The sequence below is a fragment of the Terriglobales bacterium genome, from assembly GCA_035454605.1.
GTDB lineage: Bacteria > Acidobacteriota > Terriglobia > Terriglobales > Acidobacteriaceae > DATMAB01.
The window spans coordinates 1-24,335 of the sequence record DATIGQ010000003.1; the positions used below are offsets into that span (position 1 = coordinate 1).

21 protein-coding genes and 1 other RNA gene are annotated in these 24,335 nt (G+C 64.9%); 8 read left to right on the forward strand and 14 right to left on the reverse strand.

Translation table 11 applies throughout. The features are described from left to right. From ribD to VLE48_00300, 11 genes are all read right to left on the reverse strand, one after another. On the reverse strand, positions 1–573 hold a 573-nt coding region (gene ribD, locus VLE48_00250), incomplete at its 3' end, for a bifunctional diaminohydroxyphosphoribosylaminopyrimidine deaminase/5-amino-6-(5-phosphoribosylamino)uracil reductase RibD (GenBank protein HSA91416.1). 19 nt (positions 574–592) lie between these two features. Next, positions 593–1,543 carry a signal recognition particle-docking protein FtsY gene (ftsY, locus tag VLE48_00255; protein ID HSA91417.1) on the reverse strand — a complete coding sequence of 317 codons (951 nt, stop codon included), beginning with the start codon at positions 1,541–1,543 and terminating at the stop codon, positions 593–595. Between the two features lie 60 nt (positions 1,544–1,603). Then, positions 1,604–3,406 carry an HD domain-containing phosphohydrolase gene (locus VLE48_00260; GenBank protein HSA91418.1) on the reverse strand — a complete coding sequence of 601 codons (1,803 nt, stop codon included), beginning with the start codon at positions 3,404–3,406 and terminating at the stop codon, positions 1,604–1,606. Positions 3,407–3,554: 148 nt separating this feature from the next. Further along, positions 3,555–4,586 (reverse strand): NAD(P)H-dependent glycerol-3-phosphate dehydrogenase, encoded by a 1,032-nt coding sequence (locus VLE48_00265; GenBank protein HSA91419.1) that lies wholly within the window; start codon positions 4,584–4,586, stop codon positions 3,555–3,557. Next, the gene (plsY, locus tag VLE48_00270; protein ID HSA91420.1) at positions 4,583–5,221 is read right to left on the reverse strand and encodes a glycerol-3-phosphate 1-O-acyltransferase PlsY; all 639 of its coding nucleotides are present in this window, start codon (positions 5,219–5,221) and stop codon (positions 4,583–4,585) included. Before plsY ends, VLE48_00265 begins: the two co-directional genes overlap by 4 nt. Further along, positions 5,222–5,803, reverse strand: coding sequence for an RNA 2',3'-cyclic phosphodiesterase (gene thpR / locus VLE48_00275; GenBank protein ID HSA91421.1), 582 nt, complete (start codon positions 5,801–5,803; stop codon positions 5,222–5,224). 40 nt (positions 5,804–5,843) lie between these two features. Next, on the reverse strand, positions 5,844–7,094 hold the full coding sequence (locus tag VLE48_00280) for a competence/damage-inducible protein A (GenBank protein ID HSA91422.1): 1,251 nt from the start codon (positions 7,092–7,094) through the stop codon (positions 5,844–5,846). 118 nt (positions 7,095–7,212) lie between these two features. Further along, positions 7,213–8,268, reverse strand: a complete 1,056-nt coding sequence (locus tag VLE48_00285; protein ID HSA91423.1) for a hypothetical protein — start codon at positions 8,266–8,268, stop codon at positions 7,213–7,215. A gap of 29 nt (positions 8,269–8,297) precedes the next feature. Next, positions 8,298–8,750, reverse strand: a complete 453-nt coding sequence (locus tag VLE48_00290; protein ID HSA91424.1) for a phosphatidylglycerophosphatase A — start codon at positions 8,748–8,750, stop codon at positions 8,298–8,300. A 303-nt stretch (positions 8,751–9,053) separates the two neighbouring features. After that, positions 9,054–10,565 carry a 30S ribosomal protein S12 methylthiotransferase RimO gene (gene rimO, locus VLE48_00295; protein HSA91425.1) on the reverse strand — a complete coding sequence of 504 codons (1,512 nt, stop codon included), beginning with the start codon at positions 10,563–10,565 and terminating at the stop codon, positions 9,054–9,056. An 86-nt stretch (positions 10,566–10,651) separates the two neighbouring features. Continuing rightward, positions 10,652–12,835 carry a transglutaminaseTgpA domain-containing protein gene (locus tag VLE48_00300; protein HSA91426.1) on the reverse strand — a complete coding sequence of 728 codons (2,184 nt, stop codon included), beginning with the start codon at positions 12,833–12,835 and terminating at the stop codon, positions 10,652–10,654. Positions 12,836–12,949: 114 nt separating this feature from the next. Here VLE48_00300 and ffs point away from each other — a divergent pair. The 3 genes from ffs to VLE48_00315 all read left to right on the forward strand — a co-directional run bounded on the left by ffs (position 12,950) and on the right by VLE48_00315 (position 14,607). After that, an RNA gene (gene ffs / locus VLE48_00305) (signal recognition particle sRNA small type) lies at positions 12,950–13,047 on the forward strand. Positions 13,048–13,137: 90 nt separating this feature from the next. Then, on the forward strand, positions 13,138–14,124 hold the full coding sequence (locus VLE48_00310; protein HSA91427.1) for a beta-ketoacyl-ACP synthase III: 987 nt from the start codon (positions 13,138–13,140) through the stop codon (positions 14,122–14,124). Between the two features lie 72 nt (positions 14,125–14,196). After that, entirely contained in the window at positions 14,197–14,607 is a 411-nt protein-coding gene (locus tag VLE48_00315) for a PaaI family thioesterase (GenBank protein HSA91428.1), read from the forward strand. A 61-nt stretch (positions 14,608–14,668) separates the two neighbouring features. On the opposite strand, the gene fumC is transcribed toward VLE48_00315, so the two are convergent. Beyond that, positions 14,669–16,078 carry a class II fumarate hydratase gene (fumC, locus tag VLE48_00320; GenBank protein ID HSA91429.1) on the reverse strand — a complete coding sequence of 470 codons (1,410 nt, stop codon included), beginning with the start codon at positions 16,076–16,078 and terminating at the stop codon, positions 14,669–14,671. 157 nt (positions 16,079–16,235) lie between these two features. Between fumC and VLE48_00325 the strand changes: the two genes are divergently transcribed. Continuing rightward, positions 16,236–17,282, forward strand: coding sequence for a YpdA family putative bacillithiol disulfide reductase (locus tag VLE48_00325; protein HSA91430.1), 1,047 nt, complete (start codon positions 16,236–16,238; stop codon positions 17,280–17,282). A gap of 115 nt (positions 17,283–17,397) precedes the next feature. Here VLE48_00325 and VLE48_00330 read toward each other — a convergent pair whose 3' ends face one another. Further along, on the reverse strand, positions 17,398–17,853 hold the full coding sequence (locus tag VLE48_00330) for a single-stranded DNA-binding protein (GenBank protein ID HSA91431.1): 456 nt from the start codon (positions 17,851–17,853) through the stop codon (positions 17,398–17,400). Between the two features lie 199 nt (positions 17,854–18,052). On the opposite strand from VLE48_00330, the gene VLE48_00335 reads away from it, so the two are divergent. After that, positions 18,053–19,405: a Zn-dependent hydrolase gene (locus VLE48_00335; protein ID HSA91432.1), complete on the forward strand. Its 1,353-nt coding sequence runs from the start codon at positions 18,053–18,055 to the stop codon at positions 19,403–19,405. Positions 19,406–19,615: 210 nt separating this feature from the next. Here the strand turns inward: VLE48_00335 and VLE48_00340 are convergent, their stop codons facing one another. Beyond that, positions 19,616–21,112 (reverse strand): S8 family serine peptidase, encoded by a 1,497-nt coding sequence (locus tag VLE48_00340; GenBank protein ID HSA91433.1) that lies wholly within the window; start codon positions 21,110–21,112, stop codon positions 19,616–19,618. Between the two features lie 207 nt (positions 21,113–21,319). Between VLE48_00340 and VLE48_00345 the strand changes: the two genes are divergently transcribed. From VLE48_00345 to VLE48_00355, 3 genes are all read left to right on the forward strand, one after another. Beyond that, positions 21,320–22,489 carry a pyridoxal phosphate-dependent aminotransferase gene (locus VLE48_00345; protein HSA91434.1) on the forward strand — a complete coding sequence of 390 codons (1,170 nt, stop codon included), beginning with the start codon at positions 21,320–21,322 and terminating at the stop codon, positions 22,487–22,489. 274 nt (positions 22,490–22,763) lie between these two features. Continuing rightward, positions 22,764–24,059: an adenylate/guanylate cyclase domain-containing protein gene (locus tag VLE48_00350; GenBank protein HSA91435.1), complete on the forward strand. Its 1,296-nt coding sequence runs from the start codon at positions 22,764–22,766 to the stop codon at positions 24,057–24,059. Between the two features lie 3 nt (positions 24,060–24,062). After that, positions 24,063–24,335 (forward strand): protein kinase (locus VLE48_00355; protein HSA91436.1); only part of this gene is annotated, 273 nt, incomplete at its 3' end.

Genomic DNA, 24,335 nt, shown 5'->3' on the forward strand with positions numbered 1-24,335 from the left:
CTCGCTGGTGATCCATCCACCCGTGGCGCCGCCGACGCCGAGCGCCGAAGGGTTCTCGCTTTCGCCCGGCGGGGGCGCGATCTTGCCGTCCAGGGTCATGCCCGCTTTCAGCGTTACCAGCGGAGTCTTGGTCCGGATGTATTTGGCAAAGGCTTCGTTGAGCTTGCGGGCTTCGTGCTGGCTCACGCCTTCGGTCACTTCGACTCCGGCAGCCTGAAGCTTTTCGAGCGAGCGCCCGTGCACCAGCGGGTTGGGATCCTTGGTCGCCACCACCAGACGGCGGATGCCGGCCGCAATCACCCGTTCCACGCAAGGCCCGGTCCTTCCCTCATGGCAGCAGGGCTCAAGGGTAAGGTAGAGCGTTGCGCCGCGCGCCTGCTCTCCGGCCTGCTCCAGAGCGAGCACCTCGGCGTGTTTGACGCCCTCCCAGGTGTGCGAGCCGCGGCCCACAACATGAGCCTCCCGTACCACCAACGCTCCCACGTGTGGGTTGGGTGAAGCCAGGGCGATGCCTTGGCGCGCCAGCTCCAGCGCCTCCCTCATGAACACTTCGTCTTCAATACGGTTGGCCATCGAGGCGATTCTTCACGTGTTACTCGAACAGCGAATCTACGAACTCCTTGGGATCGAACGGGAGCAGGTCGGCGGGTTTCTCGCCCACGCCGACGTAGCGCACGGGCAGCCCCAACTCGCGGCAAATGGCCACCACCACGCCGCCTTTCGCAGTGCCATCCAGCTTGGTGAGCACGATACCGGTGACCCCGGCGGACTGCGTGAACAGCCGCGCCTGCTGCAGGCCGTTCTGGCCGGTCGTGGCGTCCATTACCAGAAGAATCTCATGGGGTGCGCCGGGCACCAGCCGCTGCGCGGTGCGGCCCATCTTCTCCAATTCGGCCATCAGGTTGGTCTTGGTGTGCAGGCGGCCAGCCGTATCCACGATGACGTAATCGATCTTGCGCGCCTTGGCGGCTTCCAGCGCTTCGTAAAGCACGGCAGCGGGGTCTCCTCCCGCGCGCGTCTTGATCACCTCCACGCCGGTGCGCTCACCCCAGATCTCCAGCTGCTCGATGGCCGCGGCGCGAAATGTATCGGCAGCGCACAGCAGGACGCTTTTGCCCTCGGCCTTCAATACGTGCGCCAGCTTGCCGATGGTGGTGGTCTTGCCGGTGCCGTTCACGCCCACTACCAGGATGACTTCCGGCCCTTGCTCCACCCGCCGCGCGGGGCGCGAGCTGGCGCCGGCGAGGATGGCCAGCAACTCTTCCTTGAGCAGGCGCTTGAGTTCCTGCACATCGCCGATCTGCCGCCGGTCCACTTTCTGGCGGAGGTTCTCCAGGACCTCATGGGTCGTGGTGGTGCCCAGGTCGGCCCCGACCAGTGAGGCCTCCAGTTCATCCAGCGTGTTGCGGTCAATCTCCTTGCCGATGGCGGCGACGGCATCGATGCGCTCGCTGAGGTTCTCGCGTGTGCGCTCCACCGCCTGTTTCAGGCGGTCAAGGAAGCCGGTCTTTTTCTCTTCGCTGCCGAACAGGGTCTGGATCATGATGCGCAGGCGTGGTGCAGGCTAAAGCTCAATTATAGCGGTCGCTTCGGGAAGGATGGCCTAACCGAGGAATGCCTGGCCCATCTCGCGGTCGGTGGCGGCGCCGACCCCGGCGGTCGCCGCCTGTTCCGCGGATACGGCGGCGGCCCGGTGCAGGCGTAGCCCGCCGCGCTCGAAGACGGAAGTGAGCGCCGCCACCACCTGCGGATCGAACTTGGTGTTGGCCAGCGAGTTGATGATGCGGACCACGTAGCCGGCTTCCATCGCCGCCTGGTAGGGGCGGTTGGTGGTCATGGCGTCGAAGGTGTCGGCTACGGTGATGACGCGCGGAAGCAGCGGAAGCTGGTCGCCCTTGAGGCCGTAAGGATAGCCGCGCCCGTCCAGCGATTCATGGTGCAGCTCGATGCCCGGGATCATGTCCTTCAGCATCTCGACCGGGCGCAGGATGGTGGCGCCCTTGGTGGTATGCGTCTTCATGATCTCGAACTCTTCCGGCGTGAGCGCGCCGGGCTTCTTCAGGATGCGGTCCTCGATTCCGATCTTGCCCACGTCGTGCAGCAGGGCCGCGATGCGGATCTTCTCGATCTCCTCCTGGGGAAGCTGCATCTCCGTGGCCAGGATCACCGAGTAACGCGTCACGCGGTCGGAGTGGCCCTTGGTGTAGGGGTCCTTTTCGTCCACCGCGCCGGCCAGCATCTGGATGGAGCTGAGGAAGAGCGTGCGGTTTTCTTCTGCGGCGCGCTTCAGGTCGGCGACCAGGCGCTCCAGATCGCCGGTCATGATGTTGAAGGTTTCGGCCAGTTCCCCGATCTCGGTGCGGCTCTTCAGGCGAACGCGCTGGGAGAAGTCGCCGCGCGCGATGGCCCGGCTGGACTCGGTCAGGGTCTGCAGCGGGAAGGTGATTCGCTTGGCGGCGAAGGTGCTGATGAGCACGCTGACCAGGACGAAGATCAAAGCCAGTCCCAGCGCGGTCCGCTGCATCTCGCGGGCTTCGCGGTAGGCCTCCTCCTGCGGCTTCTGGGCGATCACCGCCCACTCCAGTGCCGGCACCGTGCTGTAGGTGCCCAGCATCGCCAGCGTCTCGTCGTTCTCCCGGACGTTGAAGGGCCTGGTTTCGGCCAGGCGCAAGCGTGCGCCCTGCTCCACGAAGGTCTTGACGATTTCGAACTGCGTCATGTCCCGCCCGGTGGCGTACTTGGGATCGGCGCTGGCCACCAGGCGGCCGCGGCGGTCCACCACGTAGGCAGAGAGTCCTCCTGTGCTCGCGTCCTGCAGTCTCTGCAACAGGTAGCGGAGGTTGACGATCGCCCCCACCATGCCGATGAACCGTCCGTTCACCAACACCGGAGTGCTCGCCAGCATCATGGTGCTGGTCTCCTTCCCGGTGCCGGTAGCCAGGGCTTGTCCGGTATAGGAGCGTCCTTCTTTGGCCGCGGTGAAGGCATGCTCCAGTTCGCGACGCATGAAGTCGTCGGGCACGATGCGTCCGGCCGAGATGCCACGCGCCTGGGTGTTCAACAGCGTGGCGTAGGCCAGATCTTCAGACGAGGAAACGAAGCGCTCCAAAAGCGCCCGCAACTCCGGCGACGTTACCTTCTGCTCCGACTCGATATCGCCGCCGCTGGTCACCTGGATGGCCGAGGACAGGTTCGACAGCATGGTCTGTATGCCGGTATGCCGCTGGGCGATGTCCTCGCCCAGGGAGCGGGTGATGGTGTTCTGCAGGAGCTTTTCGTTTCTTTCCAGGCGCTCGCGGTTGCGGCTCGCCACCAGCGTTCCGTAGAAGAGCGGCGGGACCACGCTCACGACGATCAGCACGCCCAGGATGACGTAAAGGATGGAGATGCGCGTCAGCGTTGGCATTCAGCCCCGATCCGAGCCGGAAAAACTGAAGCGCATTGTAGCGCGAAACCCGCGCCCGTCGCGCTTAAAATCCCTGCCTTGAGGGGGTTACCAAGGTGTTGCGACGCTCCGTTACGACCGCGACAGCCCCTCAACAAACCACGCGGCATCAGGTACTTGCGGCACCCCATTCCCCGCGGGCGGGGCGGGTCATCAGCTCGTGGATGGCGGCCATGGGAGCCTTGCCCTCGTAGAGCACGGCGTGCATCTGCTCCGTGATGGGCATCTCCACACCCTGCCGTCTTGCCAGTCCACGCGCGGCATTCAGGGTGAGCACGCCCTCGGCTACCATGCCTTGCATGCCGGCGACGATGTCATCCAGCTTGCGTCCGCGGCCCAGCTCCACGCCCACGGAGCGGTTGCGCGAGAGGCCGCCGGTGCAGGTCAACACCAGGTCGCCGACTCCGGCAAGTCCGAACATGGTTTCGCGCCGGGCTCCGCAGGCCACGGCCAGGCGCGTGATTTCTGCCAGCCCGCGCGTGATCAGTGCGGCGATGGTGTTGTGTCCCAGGCCTATGCCGTCGCACACCCCTGCGGCGATGGCGATGATGTTCTTGAGCGCCCCGCCCATCTCCACTCCCACCACGTCCTCGCTGGCATACACGCGGAAGTTGGAGTCGTTGAACGCCTGCTGCGCGTAGGCTACCAGTTCGGCATCGTTCGAGGCCACGGCCACCGCCGTGGGGTCGCCGCGCGCTACTTCTTTGGCGAACGAGGGTCCGCTCAGCGCACCGATGCGGGGCCGCGCATCCGGCCTGGCTTTGGCCAATACCTCGGAAGCCACCTCGGTCATGCGCAGCAGCGTCTGGTTTTCGATCCCCTTGGTGGCGCTCAGCAGCATCATCTGCGGCGGAAGGTGGGGAACCATATGCTCGTAGACCCGGCGGCAGTGGTGCGAGGGCATCACCGTGACCGCCATCTCCGCTCCCGCCAGCGCCTGCTGCAGGCTGCTGGTTCCCACGACCGCCTTGGGAACCTTGAAGTCGGGAAGAAAGACGTGGTTGACGTGCTCGCGTGCCAGCGATTCCGCTACTTCTTTTTCAAAGGCCCACAAGCGGACACGGTGCCTGCCACTGCGTCCCAGGGCGATGGCAATAGCCGTACCCCACGCGCCCGCGCCGATGACCGCGATCTCGCTCACGCACTCTCCTTGCTGCGTCTGAATCGCAAGCGGCTCTCAGTCCCCGCCAGCAGCCGCCGGATGTTGGCGTGGTGTCTGCCTATGATGAGCGCCGAGCCGATTCCCATCAGGGCATACGCGCTGGTCGGGAGCGCGTGGCGATGCAACAGGTAGGCAGCCACGGGGAAGACCGCAACGCCCACCATGGATCCTAGTGAAACATAGCGAAACAGCATCACCATCAGCAGGAACGCGCCAAACGCCGCCAGCATAGCGTCCGGAGCCAGCACGGCAAAGCTCCCGGCGGCCGTCGCTACACCCTTGCCGCCCCGGAACTTGAGCCAGATGGGAAAGATGTGGCCTGCCAACGCCCCGAGCGCAGCCAAGGCCATGCACAAATCGACGGGTCCGGGACGCTGAAGTGGATGTGGGCAGAACACCGGGGAAAGGGTGACCGCCAGCCAGCCCTTGCCCGCATCGAGCGCCAGCGTCGCCAGGCCGAGTCCGGGCGACGACCGAGCGACATTGGTCGCGCCGATGTTTCCACTTCCCGTCTGTCGCACATCCTGGCCACGGAACAGCCGCATCAGAATATAGCCGAACGGGATGGAGCCGAGCAGATAGGAAACGGCTGCGATGGTGGCGAAGGTAGTCATTCAGTCCAGCTTGAAGCTCGCGAGCTTGGTGTACTCGGAGCCCTTCGGCGAGAGCCTGCTCTGGTACAGATGGAACTCGCGGGGCGTCATGGTACCAAAGTCCGGAGGGGGCATCGCGGCCAGCTTCTCCTGCAGGCGGCGGAATCGCAGGTTGGGCCTGTCCTCGGGACCGCGCCCGGGACGCCCTGAGCCCAGGCGCGCCAGCGTCAGATGAGGCGAGAACACGCGCTTCTCGCGCTCGTAGCCCAGGGCCTCCATCGCCTGCTCGACTTTCGCTGCCAGTTCCGCTAACGGCTCATCCGCCTCGACGCCGATCCAGAAAACCCGTGCCGATCGCGCCGTAGGGAAGAAGCCGGTGCCGCGGAAGGCGACTTGCGGGCTTGCGTTCCGGATTCCAGCCAGGGCGCGGTGAACGCGCTCTGCGGTGGCTTCGTCGGTCTCACCCAGGAACTTCAGCGTAAGGTGCATCGATTCCGGACGCACCCACCGCACCTCGGGCGCAAACCCCTGTACGCCTTCCAGGAAGCGAGCGATGCGCGCCCGGATGGCCTCGTCTATGTCTATGGCAACGAAGAGCCGCATGTCCTGGCTGAGTGCTGACTGCTGAACGCGGAGCGCGGTTTCACAGCAGCTTCCTTCTCACCATATCCAGCGCCTGCTGGCAGGCCAGCCGCCGGATCATTTCCCGATCGCCGGGGAACTTGCGTTCGACGACCTCCGTTTTCTTGCCGTCCGCCAGAGCATGGAACACCAGCCCGACCGGTTTCTCCTCGGTCCCGCCCGTAGGCCCGGCGATTCCGGTCACCGCCAATCCCAGCCGGGCTTTCGACTTCTCGCGCACGCCTTGGGCCAGCGCTGCGGCCACCGGCCCGCTGACCGCGCCATGCGCCTTGATGAGCTTTGCGGGCACTCCCATGAGTTTTATTTTCAGTTCGTTCGAATACACAATGGCCCCGCCCAGGAAGTACCGCGAGCTGCCGCTCACCGAAGTGATGCGCTCTCCGATCATCCCTCCCGTGCAGGACTCCGCCACCGCCAGCGTGGCCTGCCGCATCTGCAGGTAATAGCCGACGATCTGCTCCAGGGTTTCTCCCTCGCGCGAGAAAATCAGCTCGCCCAGCTCGTCCTCGAGTTGTTCGGCCAGGTCGTCCACCAGTTGTTGCGCCTCCTCGAGCGAAACGGCGCGCGCGCGCAGGTGAAGCTGGCACTCTCCGGCCGCCGCCAGGATCGTGGTCTGCACGCGCAGTTGTTTGGAGTAGATAGGCGCCACCCGGGAATCGAGTTGCGATTCCGGAACCATCGCCACTTTGAGCACGCGCGTGGCGATGAAAACCTGGGGCAGCTTCTGGCACAAGCGCTCGGCGCATTGTTCCAGGAACATCGGCTGCAGTTCGACCGGGGGACCGGGCAACAGAAGCACGATCTTTTCGCGCCCGTCCAGCGTGCCTTCGATCCACTGCCCCGCCGCCGAACCCCTTAAGTTGGGCAACGCTTTGGCGCCGGCTACCAGGTCGGCCTGGCGCAGATTGTTCTCCGGCATCTTCATGCGCCGGGCCGCGAAGCGAGCGTAGAGTTCGCCGACCAGGCCCGGGTCCCGCTTCAATTCGCGTCCCAGGGCAGCGGCCACGGCTTCTCGCGTCAGGTCATCCTCGGTCGGGCCCAACCCGCCGGATATCAGGAGCACGTCGGCCCGGTCGAGCGCCAGCCGCGTCGCCTCCTCGATGTGCGCACGGTCATCGCCCACGATGGTCTTGAAGATGACTTCCACTCCGAGCCGGTTCAGTTGCTCGGTCAGGAAAAGGGAATTGGTGTCCTGCCGGAAGGGAGTGAGCAGCTCAGAGCCGACGGCGATGATCTCGGCGGAAACGGACATGAATCATTTTCTCATTGGCTCATTGATTCCTTGAGCCGGGCGACGTACTCGGGCGTTCCAAAGCCCTGAGCTTTTCAAAGAATCAATGAATGATGCAATGATTCAATGCGTCGATGACTCAATCGATCAACGGTTTTCCCTGAATGCCCCAGGCCAGGTGGTGCACGGTATTGGTGGTCGCCAGGATGGCCGATTTTCCCGGTGCGAAGGCCAGTCCCACCAGGCCATAGCCGGCCACGGCCAGCGAAGCTTGCGCGTCGGGCGCGATCTTCACGATGCCGCGCTTGCCCGCCAGCGATGCCGCCACGTACAGGTTGCCGGCGGTGTCGAAGGCGATGCCCTGCGGCCGCCCCAGGCCGCGGTAGAACACCGATACATCCCCGGCCGGGGTGACGCGGTAGACCACGTCGAAGCTCGAGGTGGTCGGGCCGGTGACGTACAGGTGGCCGTCCGTGCCGAACGCAAGATGGTAGGCGGCGATGCTGGGCTCGATGGTCGCGAACACGAAGATCTGCCGGTCGGGCGCGATCTTGAAGATGGTCCCGCTGCGGTCGCCCACATACAGGTAGCCCTCGCGATCGAACGCCATCCCCGTGGCGATTCCCATCCCTTCGGCGTAGGTGGAAAGCGTCCCGTTCGTGGCCGCCCGGTACACCGTGCCGTCATGGCGTGAGGTCACATAAAGGCGGCCTTCGCGGTCGAAGGCCATGGCGGTGGCGTTCATCACGTCGGTCAGGAACGGCTTCACGTTGTAGTGGGTGTCGATCTTGTAGACCGAGACCGGCACTTTCTGCCCGCGTGAGCCGGAAAACGTGACGTAGATGTTGCCTTCCGCATCGATCGCTGGATTGGCCACCGGATGCAGGTTCTCGGCCACGGGAAAGGCCACCTCCACGTGGTGCGAGTTCGAGTGGTGACCGTTGGTCGAGACCACCACCGGCCCGGCGACGGCGCCTTCCGGCACCCGCGCCACCAGGAAGTCTTCCGAGCTGATGACCACTGAGCCTTCCAGCTCACCGAACAGGACGCGCGGGCGCCCCAGCGACGGCGGCTTCAGCGCGCTCCCTACGATGCGAACCTCGCCTCCCGGCAGCGCCGCCGGCGGGATCACCGCTTCGATGTGCGGCTTGCCGTTGACGTTCTTTCGTCCCAGGATTCGGTCGGAAATCCCCATGTAGTCCCCAAGCCCACACTTCGCTGGCGCTACGCCAGCCAGCCCACGCGCAACAGCACTTCGGCGGCCAGCCGCGCATACACGCCCGCCGCTACGTCATCCATCACAATGCCCAACCCACCGGGCAATTTCTCCAGGCGGCGCAGCGGCGGCGGTTTCACAATGTCAAAGATGCGGAAAAGTATAAGGCTCACCAGAAGCGATTTCCAAGCCACAGGTAACGCCACCAGCGCGATCATCTGGCCGGCTACCTCGTCTATCACCACCGCCTGGGGGTCTTCCTTGCCGCTCTCCCGGGCCATGGCCGAGGCCGCTGGAACGCCGGCCAGGATCGCCGCTCCCGCAACCGCAGCGGCCACAGGCCACCTCGCCTCTGTCGGCAGGGAAGCGGCCAGCGCCGCCCACAGCCCCACCGTGGCCACCGACGCCCAGGTTCCTGGCGCCGGCCGCAGCCGCCCCACGCCCACGAGCGTGGCTACCATGCGGGCCCACAGTGGCGCTTTGGGAAGGGGGAGGGGACTATGGCTTGTGGTTTCCATCGCGCTCTGCAGATTCCGGTTCGGAAACTTGGTCGGGCGCCTCGCTCTCGGGTTCGGTGATAGGAGTCGAGACCACGTATTTCCCGCTCGCCCACTTGCCCAGGTCGATCAGCCGGCAACGCTCGCTGCAAAAAGGGAACTCGGGTTCGGAGCGCAGCACCAGTTTGCGGCATATGGGACAGCGCAGGCTCCGAACTCGTTTCTTACTTGTCATCGTGGGTGCGGCGAACGACCCCGTCCTTGCGCCTACACCAGCTCCACCACCAGGTCGTAGTCGTGGGCTTCCACCACCCGGCAGCGGTAGAAATCGCCCGCCACCGGCTGGGTGTGCGGACCGAAGTCGCTGACGAAAACCTTGCCGTCGATCTCCGGCGCGTGCATTTCGGTGCGCCCCTCCCAGAGCAGTTCGCTTTCCTCCGACGGCCCTTCCAGCAACAGGTCGAACTCGCGGCCCACCAGCCCTCGCTTCTTCCGGCGGTTGATCTGCCTTTGCACCTGCATCAGCTTCTTGCGCCGGCGCTCGATCTCCCGCGGTTCCAGCTTCCTCTCCAGGCGGAATGCCTCCGCTCCAGCTTCGTCCGAGTAGGCGAAGACGCCCATCCAGTCGAACTCCGCGGCTCGCACAAAGTCGCATAGCTCTTCGAAATCGCGTTCCGTCTCACCGGGAAAGCCCACAATGAACGACGTGCGCAGCGTCAGGTTGGGAATCGTGCGCCGCATGGTTTCGATCGAGCGCAGGAAAACGTCCGCGCCGCCCCCGCGCTTCATGCGCTTGAGCACCCGCGGCGACGCGTGCTGCAGCGGCACATCCATGTAGGAGCACAGCTTGTCGTGGCGCGCGGTCGTCTCCAGCAGCCGCCGGGTGATCTTGTTGGGATAGGCATAAAGGAAGCGCACCCAGCGCAGCTCCTCGATCCCGGCCAGCCGTTCGAGCAGCAGCGGCAGGCCATCCTCCAGGCCCAGGTCTTCGCCGTAGCAGGTCGTGTCCTGGCCGATGAGAGTGATTTCGCGCACGCCGCCGCGCGCCAGGCGCTCGGCTTCCGCCACTACCGACTCGAAGCGCCGCGAGCGGAACTTCCCGCGTAACTGCGGGATGATGCAGAACGAGCAGGGATGATCGCAGCCTTCCGCGATCTTGATGTACGCCGAATGCCGCGGCGTAGCCAGCATGCGCGGAGTCGTATCGTCGTAAAGATAGCGGGGCAGATCGGCGATGGCGCCCTGCCAGGCGTCCCGTTGGAAGCGCCCGGCTCGCTCGCGAACATCGGCCTCCGGTCTGGACTCCAGGATGACGAAGGGTCCGGGTGACGCGGTCGCCGCTGGCGGCTCCACACCCACAGCCCGCAGAATGCCTTCCAGCTCTCCCGTACCCACCACCGCGTCCACTTCGGGGATGTTCCTGCGGATCTCCTCGCGGTAGCGCTCCACCAGGCAGCCCGCTACTACCAACTTCTTCGCTCGGCCGGCGGGGTTCTCGTCCGACGCCTTGTGTGCCGCCATTTCCAGGATGGTGTTCACCGATTCCTGCTGCGCCGCATCGATGAACGAGCAGGTGTTCACTACGATGACGTCGGCGTCCTCCGCGTGCGGCGTGATTTCCGCCCCGGCTGCGGCCAGCATGCCCATCATCACTTCGCTGTCCACCAGGTTCTTGGGACACCCCAGGCTCACGAAGCCGACGCGCGTCGTCTTCGTGGTGCAGGCATCTTCTTCCGCGGCCGGGCGGCCGTTCTGCAACACTGGAAGCTCAATGGGCATGGAGGATTCTCTTGATTCTAACAGGCGGCTATAGCGGCTGGCGTTCGAAGCACGTGGCTGGAATCGGCCCGGTTTCGTTCTGGAGGCTAGCGGCTGGCAGTGATTTCTTCGTAGAGCTCCGGCAGTTTCTTAGCGTCCTCGGAGGACTCGCCGAAGCGCGCCCGCTCATAGTGCCGCGTGAATCGTGCCACCTGCTCCTGCAGGAGCGGATCGGCGAGTGTGGTGACGAACTCTTCTGGCGTCTGCGTCGGCCGCTTGGACCAGCCGCGGCGCGCCAGCCGTTTGAGCAGCCGCTCGTACCAGATACTGGCGGCCGCCTGCGGAGCCCGCTCCGGGCGCGCTGCCGTTCGCCGGTTGTGCCACCCGCGCCACAGCCGCCGCGAGTTCACCAGCACCAGCAGGCCGGCGAGCGTCGCTACGGCTCCCAGCCCCCACTCTTGTGGCGACTCCTTGGCGCGCCTCTGCGTTTCCTGCGCCGCGCGTACCAGCAGCCGATACCGATCGCGAATCCACTTCAGCGTGTCGAGGCGTCGCCGGCGACTGGCCTCCAGCATGGTGCTTCCGAGCTGATTCTGGTGTGTGAAGTCGTAGTTGATCACCCACTCGCGCCAGAACTCGCGGGCCGCGTCCACGTAGAGCAGGAAGCGCTGCCACGCGCCGGGTTGGGGCCGGTCGCCCGCGGGCGTGGGATCGAACGACACCCAGCCTTGCCCGGGGAAGTAGGCTTCCACCCAGGAGTGCGCGTCGCGCGCCCGGATGATGTAGCTGCCGGTCACGTCGTTGAACTCGCCGCCGCGAAAGCCGTTGACGATGCGCGCCGGCACGCCCAGCGCCCGCAGCATCACCGTCATCGCGGAGGCAAAGTACTCGCAGTGGCCCTGGCGGCGCTCGAACAGGAAGTGCGCCAGCGGATCGGCCGGAGGCGTGCCGGGGAGTTGCAGAGTGTAGCCGAAGCGCGTCTTCAGGTAATTCTCGATCAACGCCGCGCGGTCGTAGTTGGTGCCGGCGCCGGTCGTGGCTTGCTCGGCCAGATCGCGGATGCGCGGGTCGAGCGCGGGCAGCGCCAGGTACTGCTGCAGGACGTCGTCAGGTGCCGCGCCTTCGGCGGCGCGCAGCGTGTCTGCCCCCGGGCGGGCAATGTCACTGCTGGCCGCGTAGTAGGTCACCGGGCGGAAGCGGTCATGGTTGTAGACCGTGCCCGCCTTGTCCAAGGCGATCGAGCGATAGCTCCCGATCAGCTCCCGGGCCACCGGGGCCAGGAAAAACACGTTGGTGTCCACCGGCTCCATCACCACGCGGTAGTGGATGAGCCTGGGCGCTGTCACCACGGTCGCGGCTTCGCTGCGCGTGGCGCGGGCGGCGGCTTCCAGATCGTAGCGGCCCTGCTGCTGCATCCACAGCGTCAGTTGATGGGGCGGATTGAACCAGCGCCTGCCGTCGAACGATGCCAGCGCCACTCCGCGCCACATCAGGTCGTGGTTGCCCTGGGTGTCCCCTTCGATCTCGATCCGCATCACCACCTGGCTGGACTGCTGGATCTCGCCGATCTCGCCCAGCCGCACGTCGTCGCTGAATCCGCTGACCAGTTGGTTGCGCGGCGCGTACTGGCTCAGGTATCCGCCGGTCACTCGCGGCAGCACGAAGAAGATGCCCGCCGCGCCCAGCAGGATGGAAACCATCAGCATCGCCGCGGTCGTAGAAAGCGACCATGCCATGCGGCGCTTGCCGGCCTCCGCTTCGCGCGCGCGGCCGGCTGCCGCTGCCGCAGACCGCTTCATCTCCCAGCTCGTGAACGTCGTTACCGCCAGCAGCAGAAACAGGGCAAAGGCGGCCAGGAAGAGCGTATCCACCGTGAGCACCGCCGCCGCCAGCACGGAGAGAAAGGCCAGAACGCAGAGCCACACGATGTCCCGGTTGCGGTGCACGGAGAACAGCTTGACCACCAGGATCCACAGCACCAGGTGCGTGGTGGCCGTGACGAAACTGCCGGAGAGCAGCAGGAAGTCCACCACGTAGAACAGCGCATAGAAGATGGCGATGTACGAGGTCCAGCGCTCGGGAATCACCACCGTGCGGTCCTGCAGCAGCAGGTAGCCGCGCAGCGCCAGCGCCACCAGCACCACCAGCACCGAAAGCAGGTCCAGCTTGCCCGTTCCCGCCAGGGTGGCGAATCCTGTGACGATCATCAGGTAGAGCGAGATCTCAAAGTAGCGCTCCACCGTGCTGCGCGTGCCCGGCCATCCGCCCGCTGTGGACCCCGCTTGCGCCATGTGGCCTCTATTGTTCTCCAGTCGTCAGAGAAAAGGAAGGTTCTGTCTGAGGACCGAGAACTGTCGTCCTGAACTGACAACCAGCAACTTTCAACGGTAAACTGGTTTGTCGGGCATCGGGTCCCACGCAACGCAATCCCGCCAACCCCGCCAGGTCCGGAAGGAAGCAACGGTAACGGGCTCGTGCGTGTGCAGTGGTTCTCCCGGTGCCCGGCATGTGTTGCGCGACTGAATGGACATTCACTCCTCCATCGTCCACAATGGTCGCTTCATTTTTCCCGGGAGAACCTGATTTGAGCACGATGCGGGCGAAGATCACGGCGCTGGGCACCTACGTGCCGCCGCGCCTGTTGACCAACCAGGACCTGGAGAAGATGGTGGAGACCTCCAACGAATGGATCCTGGAGCGCACCGGCATCCGCCAACGCCACATTGTGGACGAAGGCGTCGCCGCGTCGGACCTCGCAGTGGAAGCGGCGCGTGCCTGCCTGGCCGAGCGTGGCGTTCCGCCCACCGAGGTGGAAGCTATTTTCATCGCCACCGTCACCCCTGACATGATGTTCCCCTCTACCGCCTGTCTGGTGCAGCACAAGCTGGGCGCGCCGGGGGCTTGGGGCTTCGACGTCTCCGCCGCCTGCTCGGGCTTCGTGTTTGCGCTGCAGACCGGAGCGCAGTTCATCACCGGCGGTTCCCACAAGAAGGTACTGGTCATCGGCACCGACGTCATGTCTTCCATCATCGATTACACCGATCGCGCCACCTGCGTGATTTTCGGCGATGGCGCCGGCGCCGTGCTGCTCGAGCCTACGGCCGACCCCAACGACGGCCTCCTCGATTTCCTGCACGAAGTCGACGGTTCCGGCGGCTGCTCCCTCTACATGCCCGGCGGCGGCAGCCTGCATCCCTCTTCGCGCGAGACGGTGGAGAAGAAGATGCACTACGTCCATCAGGACGGCCAGGCGGTCTTCAAGTACGCGGTGCGCAAGATGGCCGAAGTCTGCGGCAAGATTCTGGAGCGCAACGGCTACACCGGCAAGGACGTGGCGGCGTTCATCCCGCACCAGGCCAACCGGCGCATCATCACCGCCACGGCCGAACGGCTGGGCATGTGCGCCGACCGCGTCATCATCAATATCGACGAGTACGGCAACACTACCGCCGGCACCATTCCGCTGGCCATGCACACCGCCCGCCAGCAGGGCAAGCTGAAGAAGGGCGACCTGGTGCTGCTGGCCGCCGTGGGCGCCGGCTTTACCGTGGGCGCCACTCTGCTGCGCTGGTCGTGCTAGGTGTTGCTGTCATTCCGAGCGTAGCGAGGAATCCCTATACCCTGTTGCCTCGCTTGAGCTAGGCAGGTGCTGATGAGCTCACCGGTACCCGATGACGTCCGCTCCATCTTCGACAAGGCCGATTTCCTGCGCTACCTGGGAGTGGAGCTTGTCGGCGTCGGGCCCGACTGGTGTGAGACCTCGCTGGCAGTGAAAGACCATCACCGCCAGCAGCACGGCTTCATTCACGCCGGCGTGATTGCCACTATGGCCGACCACACCGCCGGCGGCGCCGCCCGGGCCGCCTCCGGCGAGCGCGACGTCATCACCATCGAGTTCAAGATCAACTTCCTGCGCCCCGCCGTAGGCGAGCGTTTGCGCTGCCGCGCCCGCGTCCTGCGCGCCGGCAAGTCCATCGTGGTCAGTGAGTCGGAAGTTTTTGCGATGAAGGACGGCGAAGAGAAGCTCGTCGCCAAGGCTACCGAGACGTTGTCTCTCATATGACAAAGCGCGCCGGCAGGGGCGCGCTGTCTTGTCTCGGTACTCGCAACTCGGTACTCGACGCTTACGGGTGCGTCATTTTCTCCGGCTTCACCAGTTGGTCGAACTCCTCGCCCGTGAGGTAACCCAGCTTGAGCGCAGCTTCGCGCAGGCTGGTGTGCTCGACGTGGGCGGTGTGCGCCACCTGGGCCGCCTTGTCGTAGCCGATTTTCGGAGTGAGGGCGGTCACCAGCATCAGCGAGTTCTTCACGTACCACTCCACCTTGGCCTTGTCCACTTCGATGCCCTTCACCATGTACTCGACGTAGCCGTGGCAGGCGTCGGTGAGCAGCGTGACCGAATGCAGGAAGTTGTAGATCATCACCGGCTTGAAGACGTTGAGCTCGAAGTTCCCCTGGGAGCCGGCGAAGCCCACGGCGGCGGTGGCGCCGTGCACCTGGGCGCAGACCATGGTCATGGCCTCGCACTGGGTGGGATTCACCTTTCCGGGCATGATCGAGGAGCCGGGCTCGTTCTCCGGGATGCTGAGTTCGCCCAGGCCGCAGCGCGGGCCGGAGGCCAGCCAGCGGATGTCGTTGGAGACCTTCATGAACGAGGCGGCCAGGGTCTCCAGCGCTCCTTGCGCGAAAACGATCTCGTCGTGCGCCGAAAGCGCCGCGAACTTGTCGGGGTGGGAGCGGAAGGGAAGTCCGGTCAGCTCGGCGACTTTCTTCGCCGCCCTCTGGGCGAACTCGGGATGGGTATTCAGGCCGGTGCCCACGGCCGTTCCTCCGATCGCCAACTCGTACAGGCCCTCCAGCACCTGCTTCAGTCGGGCGATGTCGCGCTCCAGCAGGCTGGCCCAGCCGCCAAACTCCTGCCCCAGCGTCAGCGGCACGGCGTCTTGCAAATGGGTGCGTCCGATCTTCACCACGTCCTGGAACTGTTTCGCCTTGGCGCGGATGGCGCTGGCCACGCCCTGCACGGCAGGGATCAGCGCGCGCTCGACGCGCTCCGCGGCTGCGATGTGCATCGCGGCGGGGAAGGTGTCATTCGACGACTGCGACATGTTCACGTGATCGTTGGGGTGGATGGGCTTCTTCGAGCCCATCTCGCCGCCGGCCAGCTCGATGGCGCGGTTGGAGATGACCTCGTTCACGTTCATGTTCGTCTGGGTGCCGGAGCCGGTCTGCCAGATGCGCAGCGGAAACTGTTCGTTGAGCTTGCCGGCGATGACCTCGTCGGCGGCCTGCACAATCAGCTGGGCCTTGTCCGCAGGGAGCTTGCCCAGGTCCTGGTTCACCAGCGCGCAGGCTTTTTTCAGGATGCCGAAGGCGCGGATCAGCTCCGGCGGCATGGTGTCGCGGCCGATGTTGAAGTGCAGCAGGGAACGCTGCGTCTGCGCGCCCCAGTACACCTGGGACGGCACCTCGATGGTGCCCATGCTGTCCGATTCGATGCGCGTCCTGGAGGTGGATTTCGTCGCGGTCGCCATGAGGGCACCCCTCTTTATGGATGTGTGCGGTTGCAGGAAGGAAGCCGAATTATAGCAGTGGCTTGGTGCCCCACGTTCGCGCCCCGCAGTGGGGCGCTCACGTGGGTTCGTCGCAAGCGTCGCCGTTGCCGCGTGTTACGATTCCCCTCTAGCCATCATGAACGCCGAGCCCACGCTCGCCACCGAGTTGAAGCGGCTCGAGCGCCACGCGCCCGGGCACATCTTCGACGTGCTGTGTATCGGCGCCGGTCCCACCGGCATGGCGTGCGCCATTGAAGCGCAGAGGATCGGCCTCACCGCCGTCCTCATCGACAAGGGCTGCCTGGTCAACTCGCTTTACCACTATCCGGCGAACATGGTTTTCTTCACCACGCCGGAACTGCTGGTGATCGGCGACCTACCGTTCACTACCGCTCACCAGAAGCCCACGCGCCAGGAAGCGCTCGAATACTATCGCCAGGTCGCGGAGCACTATCGTCTGAACGTCCGCCAGTACGAGCGCGTGGAGCGGGTCAAAGGCAAAGACGGCGACTTCCGCGTCGAAACCGTCACCTCACACAACGACGTGGTCCATTACCGCGCCCGCAAGCTGGTGGTCGCCACCGGCTTCTACGACCTGCCCAACAAGCTGGGCGTGCCGGGCGAGGACTTGTCGAAAGTGTTCCATTACTATCGCGAGCCGCATCCGTACTACGACAGCAACGTGGTGGTGGTGGGCGGCAAGAACTCGGCCGCCGAAGCCGCTCTGGACCTGTGGCGCCACGGCGCGCGCGTCACCCTGGTTCACCGCGGTCCCGGCATGTCTCCCAGCGTCAAGTACTGGCTGAAGCCCGATATCGAGAACCGCATCAAAAACGCCGAGATCGCCGCCTATTTCCATTCGCGCGTGCGCGAGGTCACACCCACCAGCATTCTGCTGGCGACGCCCGAGGGCGACGTGATCCTGGAGAACGACTTCGTCTTCGCTCTCATCGGCTACCATCCCGACTTCGATTTCCTGCGCAGCCTGGGCATCGAACTTTCCAACGACCAGTGCCGCCCCATCTGCGACCCGGAAACGCTGGAGAGCAACGTGCCCGGCCTCTACGTCGCCGGGGTCATCGTGGCCGGCTCACGCACCGGCGAGATCTTCATCGAGAACGGCCGCTTCCACGGCCAGCAGATCGCGGAAGACCTCAAGCGAAAGTTGAAGTCTTCGGGGTAGCTTACTCGCTTGCCTAGGTGACCGATTTTTCGGAGGGTCCCCGGCTCTCGCATGGGTTAGCCAAAGCCAAGTGCCGAGAGCCAGTAGCTAGTAGCTAGCAGCTGGTGGCTGCCTTTCAGAACGGAATATCTTCGTCCGTGATCTCCGGCCCCGGCGCCGTGGCCGCCGCGGGTTCCGGCGCGCGTTGATCCATATCGTCGCCGCCGCTGCGCCCGCGTCCTTCGCCGCCCGCCTCCCGGCCTCCCAGCAGCACCAGGTCGCTGGCCACGATCTCGGTCATGTACTTCTTCTGACCGGTTTGCTTGTCGTCCCAGGAGCGCGTCTGGATGCGCCCCTCGATATACACGGAGCGCCCCTTCTTCAGATATTCGCCGGCGATCTCCGCTGTCCTCTGCCAGGCCACCACGTTGTGCCACTCCGTGCGGTCCTGCCACTGCCCGCTCTTGTCCTTGTAGCGCTCGTTGGTGGCCACCGTGAAGCGAGCCACCGCGGTCCCATTCGGTGTGTATTTCACTTCCGGGTCGCGCCCCAGGTTCCCCAGCAGGATCGCCTTGTTCACGCTGCGCGCCATGTCTCGTCTCTCCTTGCGAAAAGTGCGCCCACTATACCAGACCACCGCGCGAGCGGCGCGGTCACACCGCATTCTGTTTCGGGGTAAGCAGGGGAGCAGGGGATCTCCCTTCGCGTTCCCTGCGCGTCTACGGTGGTTGAGCGTTTGCCGAATGCTGATGGCTGAGTGCTGACTGCTGACTGCTTGCTACAATCCACCCATGTCTACGCGTCGCGACTTTCTTTACGGGCTGGCCGCCGCTGCTGTGGCTTCGCCATCGTGGGCGGGTGGTCCTCGGCCCGTCGATTCCGATCTCCGCGTGAATCCCGAGCGCCTGCGCCAGCGCCTCGAGGCTCTGAGCGTCTTCGGTCGTCCGGAAGGCGGCACCTTCGCCGATGGCGTCAGCCGCCTCGGCTATTCCGACGCCGACGTCGCCGCCCGCGCCTGGGTCATGGAGCAGATGCGCGCCGCCGGCCTCGAGCCGCGCATCGATTCCGCCGGCAACATCCTGGCCCGACGCGCCGGGGCCGACGCCGCTCTACCGCCCATCCTTTTCGGCTCGCACGTCGACTCCGTCCCCAGCGGCGGCAACTTCGATGGCGACGTGGGCTCCATGTCATCGCTCGAAGTCGCCCACACGCTCCACCAAGCCGGGCAGAGCACACGCCATCCCCTGGAAGTCGTCATTTGGGCGAATGAAGAGGGCGTGGCCTACGGCAAAGCTCTCGATGGCAGCCGCGCCGCTGCCGGCCAGCTCATGCCCGGCGAGCTCGACGAAATCTGGAACGGTGTGCGCCGGGCTGACGCCATCCGCAAGATCGGCGGCGATCCCGACCGCATCGCCGAAGCCAGCCGCGCACCCGGTTCCTTCCACTGTTACCTGGAGCTGCACATCGAGCAGGGAGGGACGCTCGACAAGGCCGGCATCCCTATCGGCGTCGTCGAAGGCATCGTGGCTATTGATCACTACGCGGTCGAAATTCGCGGCTTCGCCAACCACGCCGGCACCACGCCCATGCCCGAACGAAAAGACGCGCTGCTGGCCGCCTCCGAACTGGCACTGGCGGTGAACAGCATCGTGCGTTCCGAGCCCGGACGTCAGGTGGGCACCGTGGGCCGTCTCATCGTGGAGCCCAACGCGCCCAACGTCATCCCCGGGCGTGTCCGCCTTACCGTCGAGCTGCGGGACTTGTCTTCAGAAAAGATTGCGCGCCTCGCAGGAACCATCCGTGACGCCGCCCGCTCGATCGCCGGCCGCACCGACACGGAGATTGACATGCAGCTCGCCAGCCACCACGAAGGCGCTCTGGCCACGCCCGCCGTGCAAAGGACCATCGAGCAGGCGGCCGACTCTCTCGGCCTGCGCCACATGCGGCTTCCCAGCGGCGCCGGCCACGACGCCCAGATGATGGCCCGCCTCGGCCCCATGGGCATGATTTTCGTGCCCAGCGTCAGCGGCATCAGCCACTCGCCGCGCGAACTCAGCCGCTGGGAGGAGATCGCCCACGGAGCCGACGTCCTGCTGCACACCATCCTGGCCCTGGACACGTTGGAGCTGCGCTCCGCAGAGTAGCGCCGGGCGTCCTCGCCGGCTGTTTGGCCCGAGCGCTAACCACTCCACTCCCCCCGGCGTGCTTCGGGGGAAGAGTGGGCCTTTAGGCCCGTGTGCAGTCTGCTCGCGATAGGCCTTTAGCCCTGGATCCGTTTGTCACGAGATCTTGCCCCAAAAGAAAACGTCCGGCAGGCAAACCTGCCGGACGCGACCTGCAATACTGGTTGTGAACTACGGTGTCATCGTCAGCGCCGCATCCGCGGTGATGAAGCCAGCGCCATCCGCATCCAGGCTGGTAGGTGGATCATTGCCGGGGCCCCAGCAGAATTCCTCCACCGAGCCGCCGGGCTGGGTTACGTTGCGGCAGCCGCTATTCATAGGAATGGTGGCCGCTGCAGCTTCCAGGATTCCCTCGACATCGCCTGCGTCGAGTGAAGGATTCTTCTGCAGCATCAGGGCCACGATCCCGGCCACGTGCGGGCTGGACATCGAAGTCCCGCCCAGGAAGAAATAGCTGGCCTTGCCGCTCTGGGTTTGAAACGGTCCCACTACCCAGGAGCCGGGAGCCGCTACGTCCAGATCTTGCCCGGTTCTCGCCCGGCTGGAGAAATCGGTGATGTAGAAGTCGCCGGAAACGGTGGGATCGAGCACATCGCTTTTCCACCACCAGTTGCCGATGACGCCATCGCCGTCGCCGTCTAACCACTCGCCGATCCACCCGGCCGCTGCCACGGAGATCACCGGTCCATAAGCGCCGGGGAAGCCCATGCCATTATTACCGCGGTTCCCCGCCGAAGCGACCAGCACTACGCCGTTCGCCACGGCGAAATCCACCGCTGCTTTTTCGACGGCATCCAGCGCCGACCCGCCCAGGCTCATGTTGATGACCACCGGCGAACCCGCCAGCGGCCCCATCTTCAGTTGAGTTACATACACAATGCCCTGCGCGATCACCGACGACCAGCCGGACCCGTTTTGGTTCAGCACCTTCACAGGGATCACGTTGGCCTTGGGTGCCACGCCATTCACCGGCGCTCCAAAAAGGCTGAAACCCAGGATGGTGCTGGTCACGTGCGTGCCGTGGGACGACTGGTCGTGCTCCCACTTGTTGGTGGATTCCGAGATTACACCGCCGCTCAGTGCGCCTCCGCCCTGGTAGGACTTGGCGTACTGGGTGGCGATTCGCTCCTGCGGGAAGTACTGCCGCCACGAGTCCAGCAGCCCCGTATCCAGCACCGCCACATAGACGCCGGTGCCGTCGAAGCTGACTTGCCGGGCCGTCGTTCCAGCCTGCGTGATGTTGATGGCATCGTGGTCCCACATGTTGCGACCGTTGGAGAAGTTGGTGGCCGTCACCGTATCCAGCGGCTTGCCCTCGCGCACCGCGTCCGGGTTGGCTGCCGCCACGTACGGCCGGGACCGGATAAGGTTCACACGGCTGGCCCGCGCCACCATCATCACGGCATTGATCTGCGGGATCCTGCTGCCAACGGTGCCATACCTTCTCAGATCGGCCAGGATCTCTGGCGTGGCCGGCCCTTTGAGCATTACATTGATGCCGATCGCCCGATCCTTCGTCGGCACCGCAGCGGTGGCCACGGAGGTGGAAGCTGAAGTAGAAGCTGTGGATCGATCCCTAGCCTGACCCGCCCATACCGGCACGGACACCGCCATCACCAGCAACAGGCACACCGCCACCTTCGCGCCAAGCTGTTGCGTAGGACGCATAATGCACTCTCCTGTTCAACCTAGGTTGCAATACCGAACTACCGGGGGGAGGGAACAAAGCTGGTTCGCGGTATTGTTGCACGGCCGCAGGCCAACCGCAAGATGCCAAGGGTGCGGCCAGGACTTTTCCCGGACGATGCGGTTGCCGCCGCAGGCTGAACCTCCCGCTCTGGCCCGGCTTTCCTGCCCGTAGTACAGTTCCGGGCGATGTTTGCCTCCCGCACCGATTGGAATCTCGCCTCCAACCGCCTCGCGGAAGCGCTGGCCGCTGCTCGCCGCCAGGGCAGGGAGGTCCTCGACCTCACCGAATCCAACCCTACGCGCTGCGGCTTTCATTACGACCAGGCTGCCATTCTGGCCGCGCTCGCAGAGCCCGGTTCGCTGGATTATCGTCCCGAGCCGTTGGGGTTGACGTCCGCGCGCCAAGCCATCGCGGGCTACTACAACGACCGCGGCGAGAACGTTTCGCCCGACTCCATCCTGCTCACCACCTCTACCAGTGAAGCGTATTCCTTCCTGTTCCGATTGCTTTGCGACCCCGGAGACGAAGTGCTTGTCCCGCGCCCCAGTTATCCGCTGTTCGAATTCCTGGCCGGCATCCAGGACGTGCGTCTCTCGCCTTATCCGTTGTTCTATGACCACGGCTGGCACATCGATCGGCACGCGCTCGACTCGGCGGTATCGACTCGCACCCGCGCTCTGGTGGTGGTGCATCCCAACAATCCCACCGGCAACTTCCTCAAGCTCGAGGAGGCGGAGTCCCTGGCCCACATGTGTGCCTCCCGCGGCCTCGGGCTGATCGCCGACGAAGTCTTCCTCGACTTCACTTTGAGTGCTGCTGCCCGGCGCAGTTTCGCTACGGAAACCGCTGCTCTCACGTTCACGTTGAGCGGTCTGTCCAAGTTGGCTGGGTTGCCGCAGATGAAGATTGCCTGGATGGCGGTCACCGGCCCGCCCGAGCTCACACGCTCCGCAATGGATCGTCTCGAGGTCATCGCCGATACCTATCTTTCGATGAACACACCCGTTCAGCTCGCCGTGCCTCGCCTGCTGCGTACCCGCCAGGACTTCCTGGCCCAGGCCCGCGACCGCCTGGCCGAGAATCTCGCAACCCTCGACCGCCTGCTCGCTGCCCCGAGTTCCTGCCAGCGCCTGGAGGTGGAAGGGGGCTGGTACGCCGTGCTGCGAGTACCCGCCACCCAACCTGACGAAGACCTGGCCCTCGCCCTCCTCGACCGCCATGGTGTGCTGCTCCACCCCGGGCACTTCTACGACTTCCCCTCTGAGGGCCATCTCGTCCTGAGCCTGCTCACGCCGCCGGCGATTTTCAGCGAGGGCCTTTCCCGCACCCTGGCCTGTCTCCAAGGGCTCACCTAGTCGCCGCAACCCCTTGCAACACAATGGTTACCGCTGGGCGCGGTAACGGCGGTCGCGTTACTTTGGAGTCGCAAAACTGCTTTCTTGTGAAGGGCTTCCGTGCTACTGTACTGGCATCCAGGTTGCCCCCGTTGGACGCTCAAGCTGCCCGGTGACGTGAGAGTGGCCGGGTGTGCAATGTAGGTGCGTCCAGGGGAGAGTCCTGCGCGGACTCGTAGGCAACGGAAGTGACAAGGGTTGGCACCATCCCCGGTGGGGACGCGTGCGAGAGGTTATGTCGAACAGCGTCACCCAGATCATTAGTTCGGCGCGCGGCCAGTCGGACCTGCTGGCCGAGTTGGAAAAGTTCCGCCGCAACATCACCGTGATGTTTACCGACATCAAGGGTTCCACCGCCTACTTTGAGAAGTACGGCGACGTGGCCGGCCTGATGATGGTCCACCAGTGCAACGAGGCGCTACGCTCCATCGTGGAAGCCCACGGTGGCCAGGTCGTCAAGACCATCGGCGACGCCATCATGGCGACGTTCGAGGACTGCCAACAGTCCATCCGCGCCGCCATGAAGATGCAGAAGCAGCTCATCAACTTCAATGCCCCGAAGCCGCCTCAGGACCATGTCTTCATTCGTATCGGATTGAATTACGGCCCCGGCATCGTCAAGTCCAACGACGTCTTCGGTGACGTCGTCAACGTGGCTTCCCGCGTGGAGAGCGTCGCCCAGCCCGAGCAGATCGTGATCTCCGACACCGTGCAGCAGCAGATCGGCGCCGCCAGCGAGTTCAACGTCGTCCACCTGGGACGCTTCGCGCTCAAGGGCAAGGAGGGTGACCGCGACCTCTACGAGGTGCTCTGGAACGAAGTCTCACACGCCCGGGCCACCGTGGCCCATACCGCCATCACCACCGTGGTCAAGGCCCACATGGTGGTGCCCCGGTTCAAGCTGCAGCACATCAAGCGTGACGGCACGGTCGGCGCCGTGCATCCCCTCAAGGACGGCAAGCTGATGATCGGCCGCAATCAGGGCGACGTCACCTTCTCCACCGATGCCCAGATGGCGCCCCTGCACGGCCGTTTCTACTACGAGCGCGGCCAGCTCTTCGTCGAGGACCTTTCCAACGGCCTGGGCGTGTTTGTTCGCCTGGTGGCCACCTACACCCTGCAGGATGGCGACGTCATCCTCACTGGCCGCCAGATGCTGCAGTTCCGCGAGAAGACCGAGGCCATGCAGACCGCGGCCGCCACCGGCACCACCATCATGAACATGGCTTCCATCCTGAAAGAGCCCGTGGCGGAGCTCGTACGCATGACGGCCACCGGCCCCGATGAGAGCGTCCGCTTCCCCTTGAACGATGAGGAGGTCATCCTGGGCCGCAACCGCGGCACCTACATCTTCCCCGACGACGGCTTCATGAGCGGCCAGCACGCCAAGCTCTACCAGCGCGGCGAGGACTTCTTCATCGAGGATCTGGGCAGCCGCAACGGTTCGTTCCTGCGCGTGCGCGGTGCCGCTCCGGTTCCCGTGGGCGCCGTGGTCCTTATGGGCGGCCAAATGCTGAAGGTGACGGAGTAACCCGTGGCCCCGCCGGTCCAAAAAGTCGGCAAGTACGAGGTGGTGGAGATTCTCGGCAAGGGCGGCATGGGTGTGGTCTACAAGGCCACCGACCCCATGATCGAGCGCACCGTCGCCATCAAGATGATGACCGGTGGCTTTGCCGAGAACCCGGACCTGCTCAAGCGTTTCTATCGCGAAGCCCGCGCTACCGCGATGTTGCAGCACCCCAACATCGTCATCGTCTACGACCTGGGTGAGTTCGAAGGCAATCCCTACCTGGTCATGGAGTTCCTC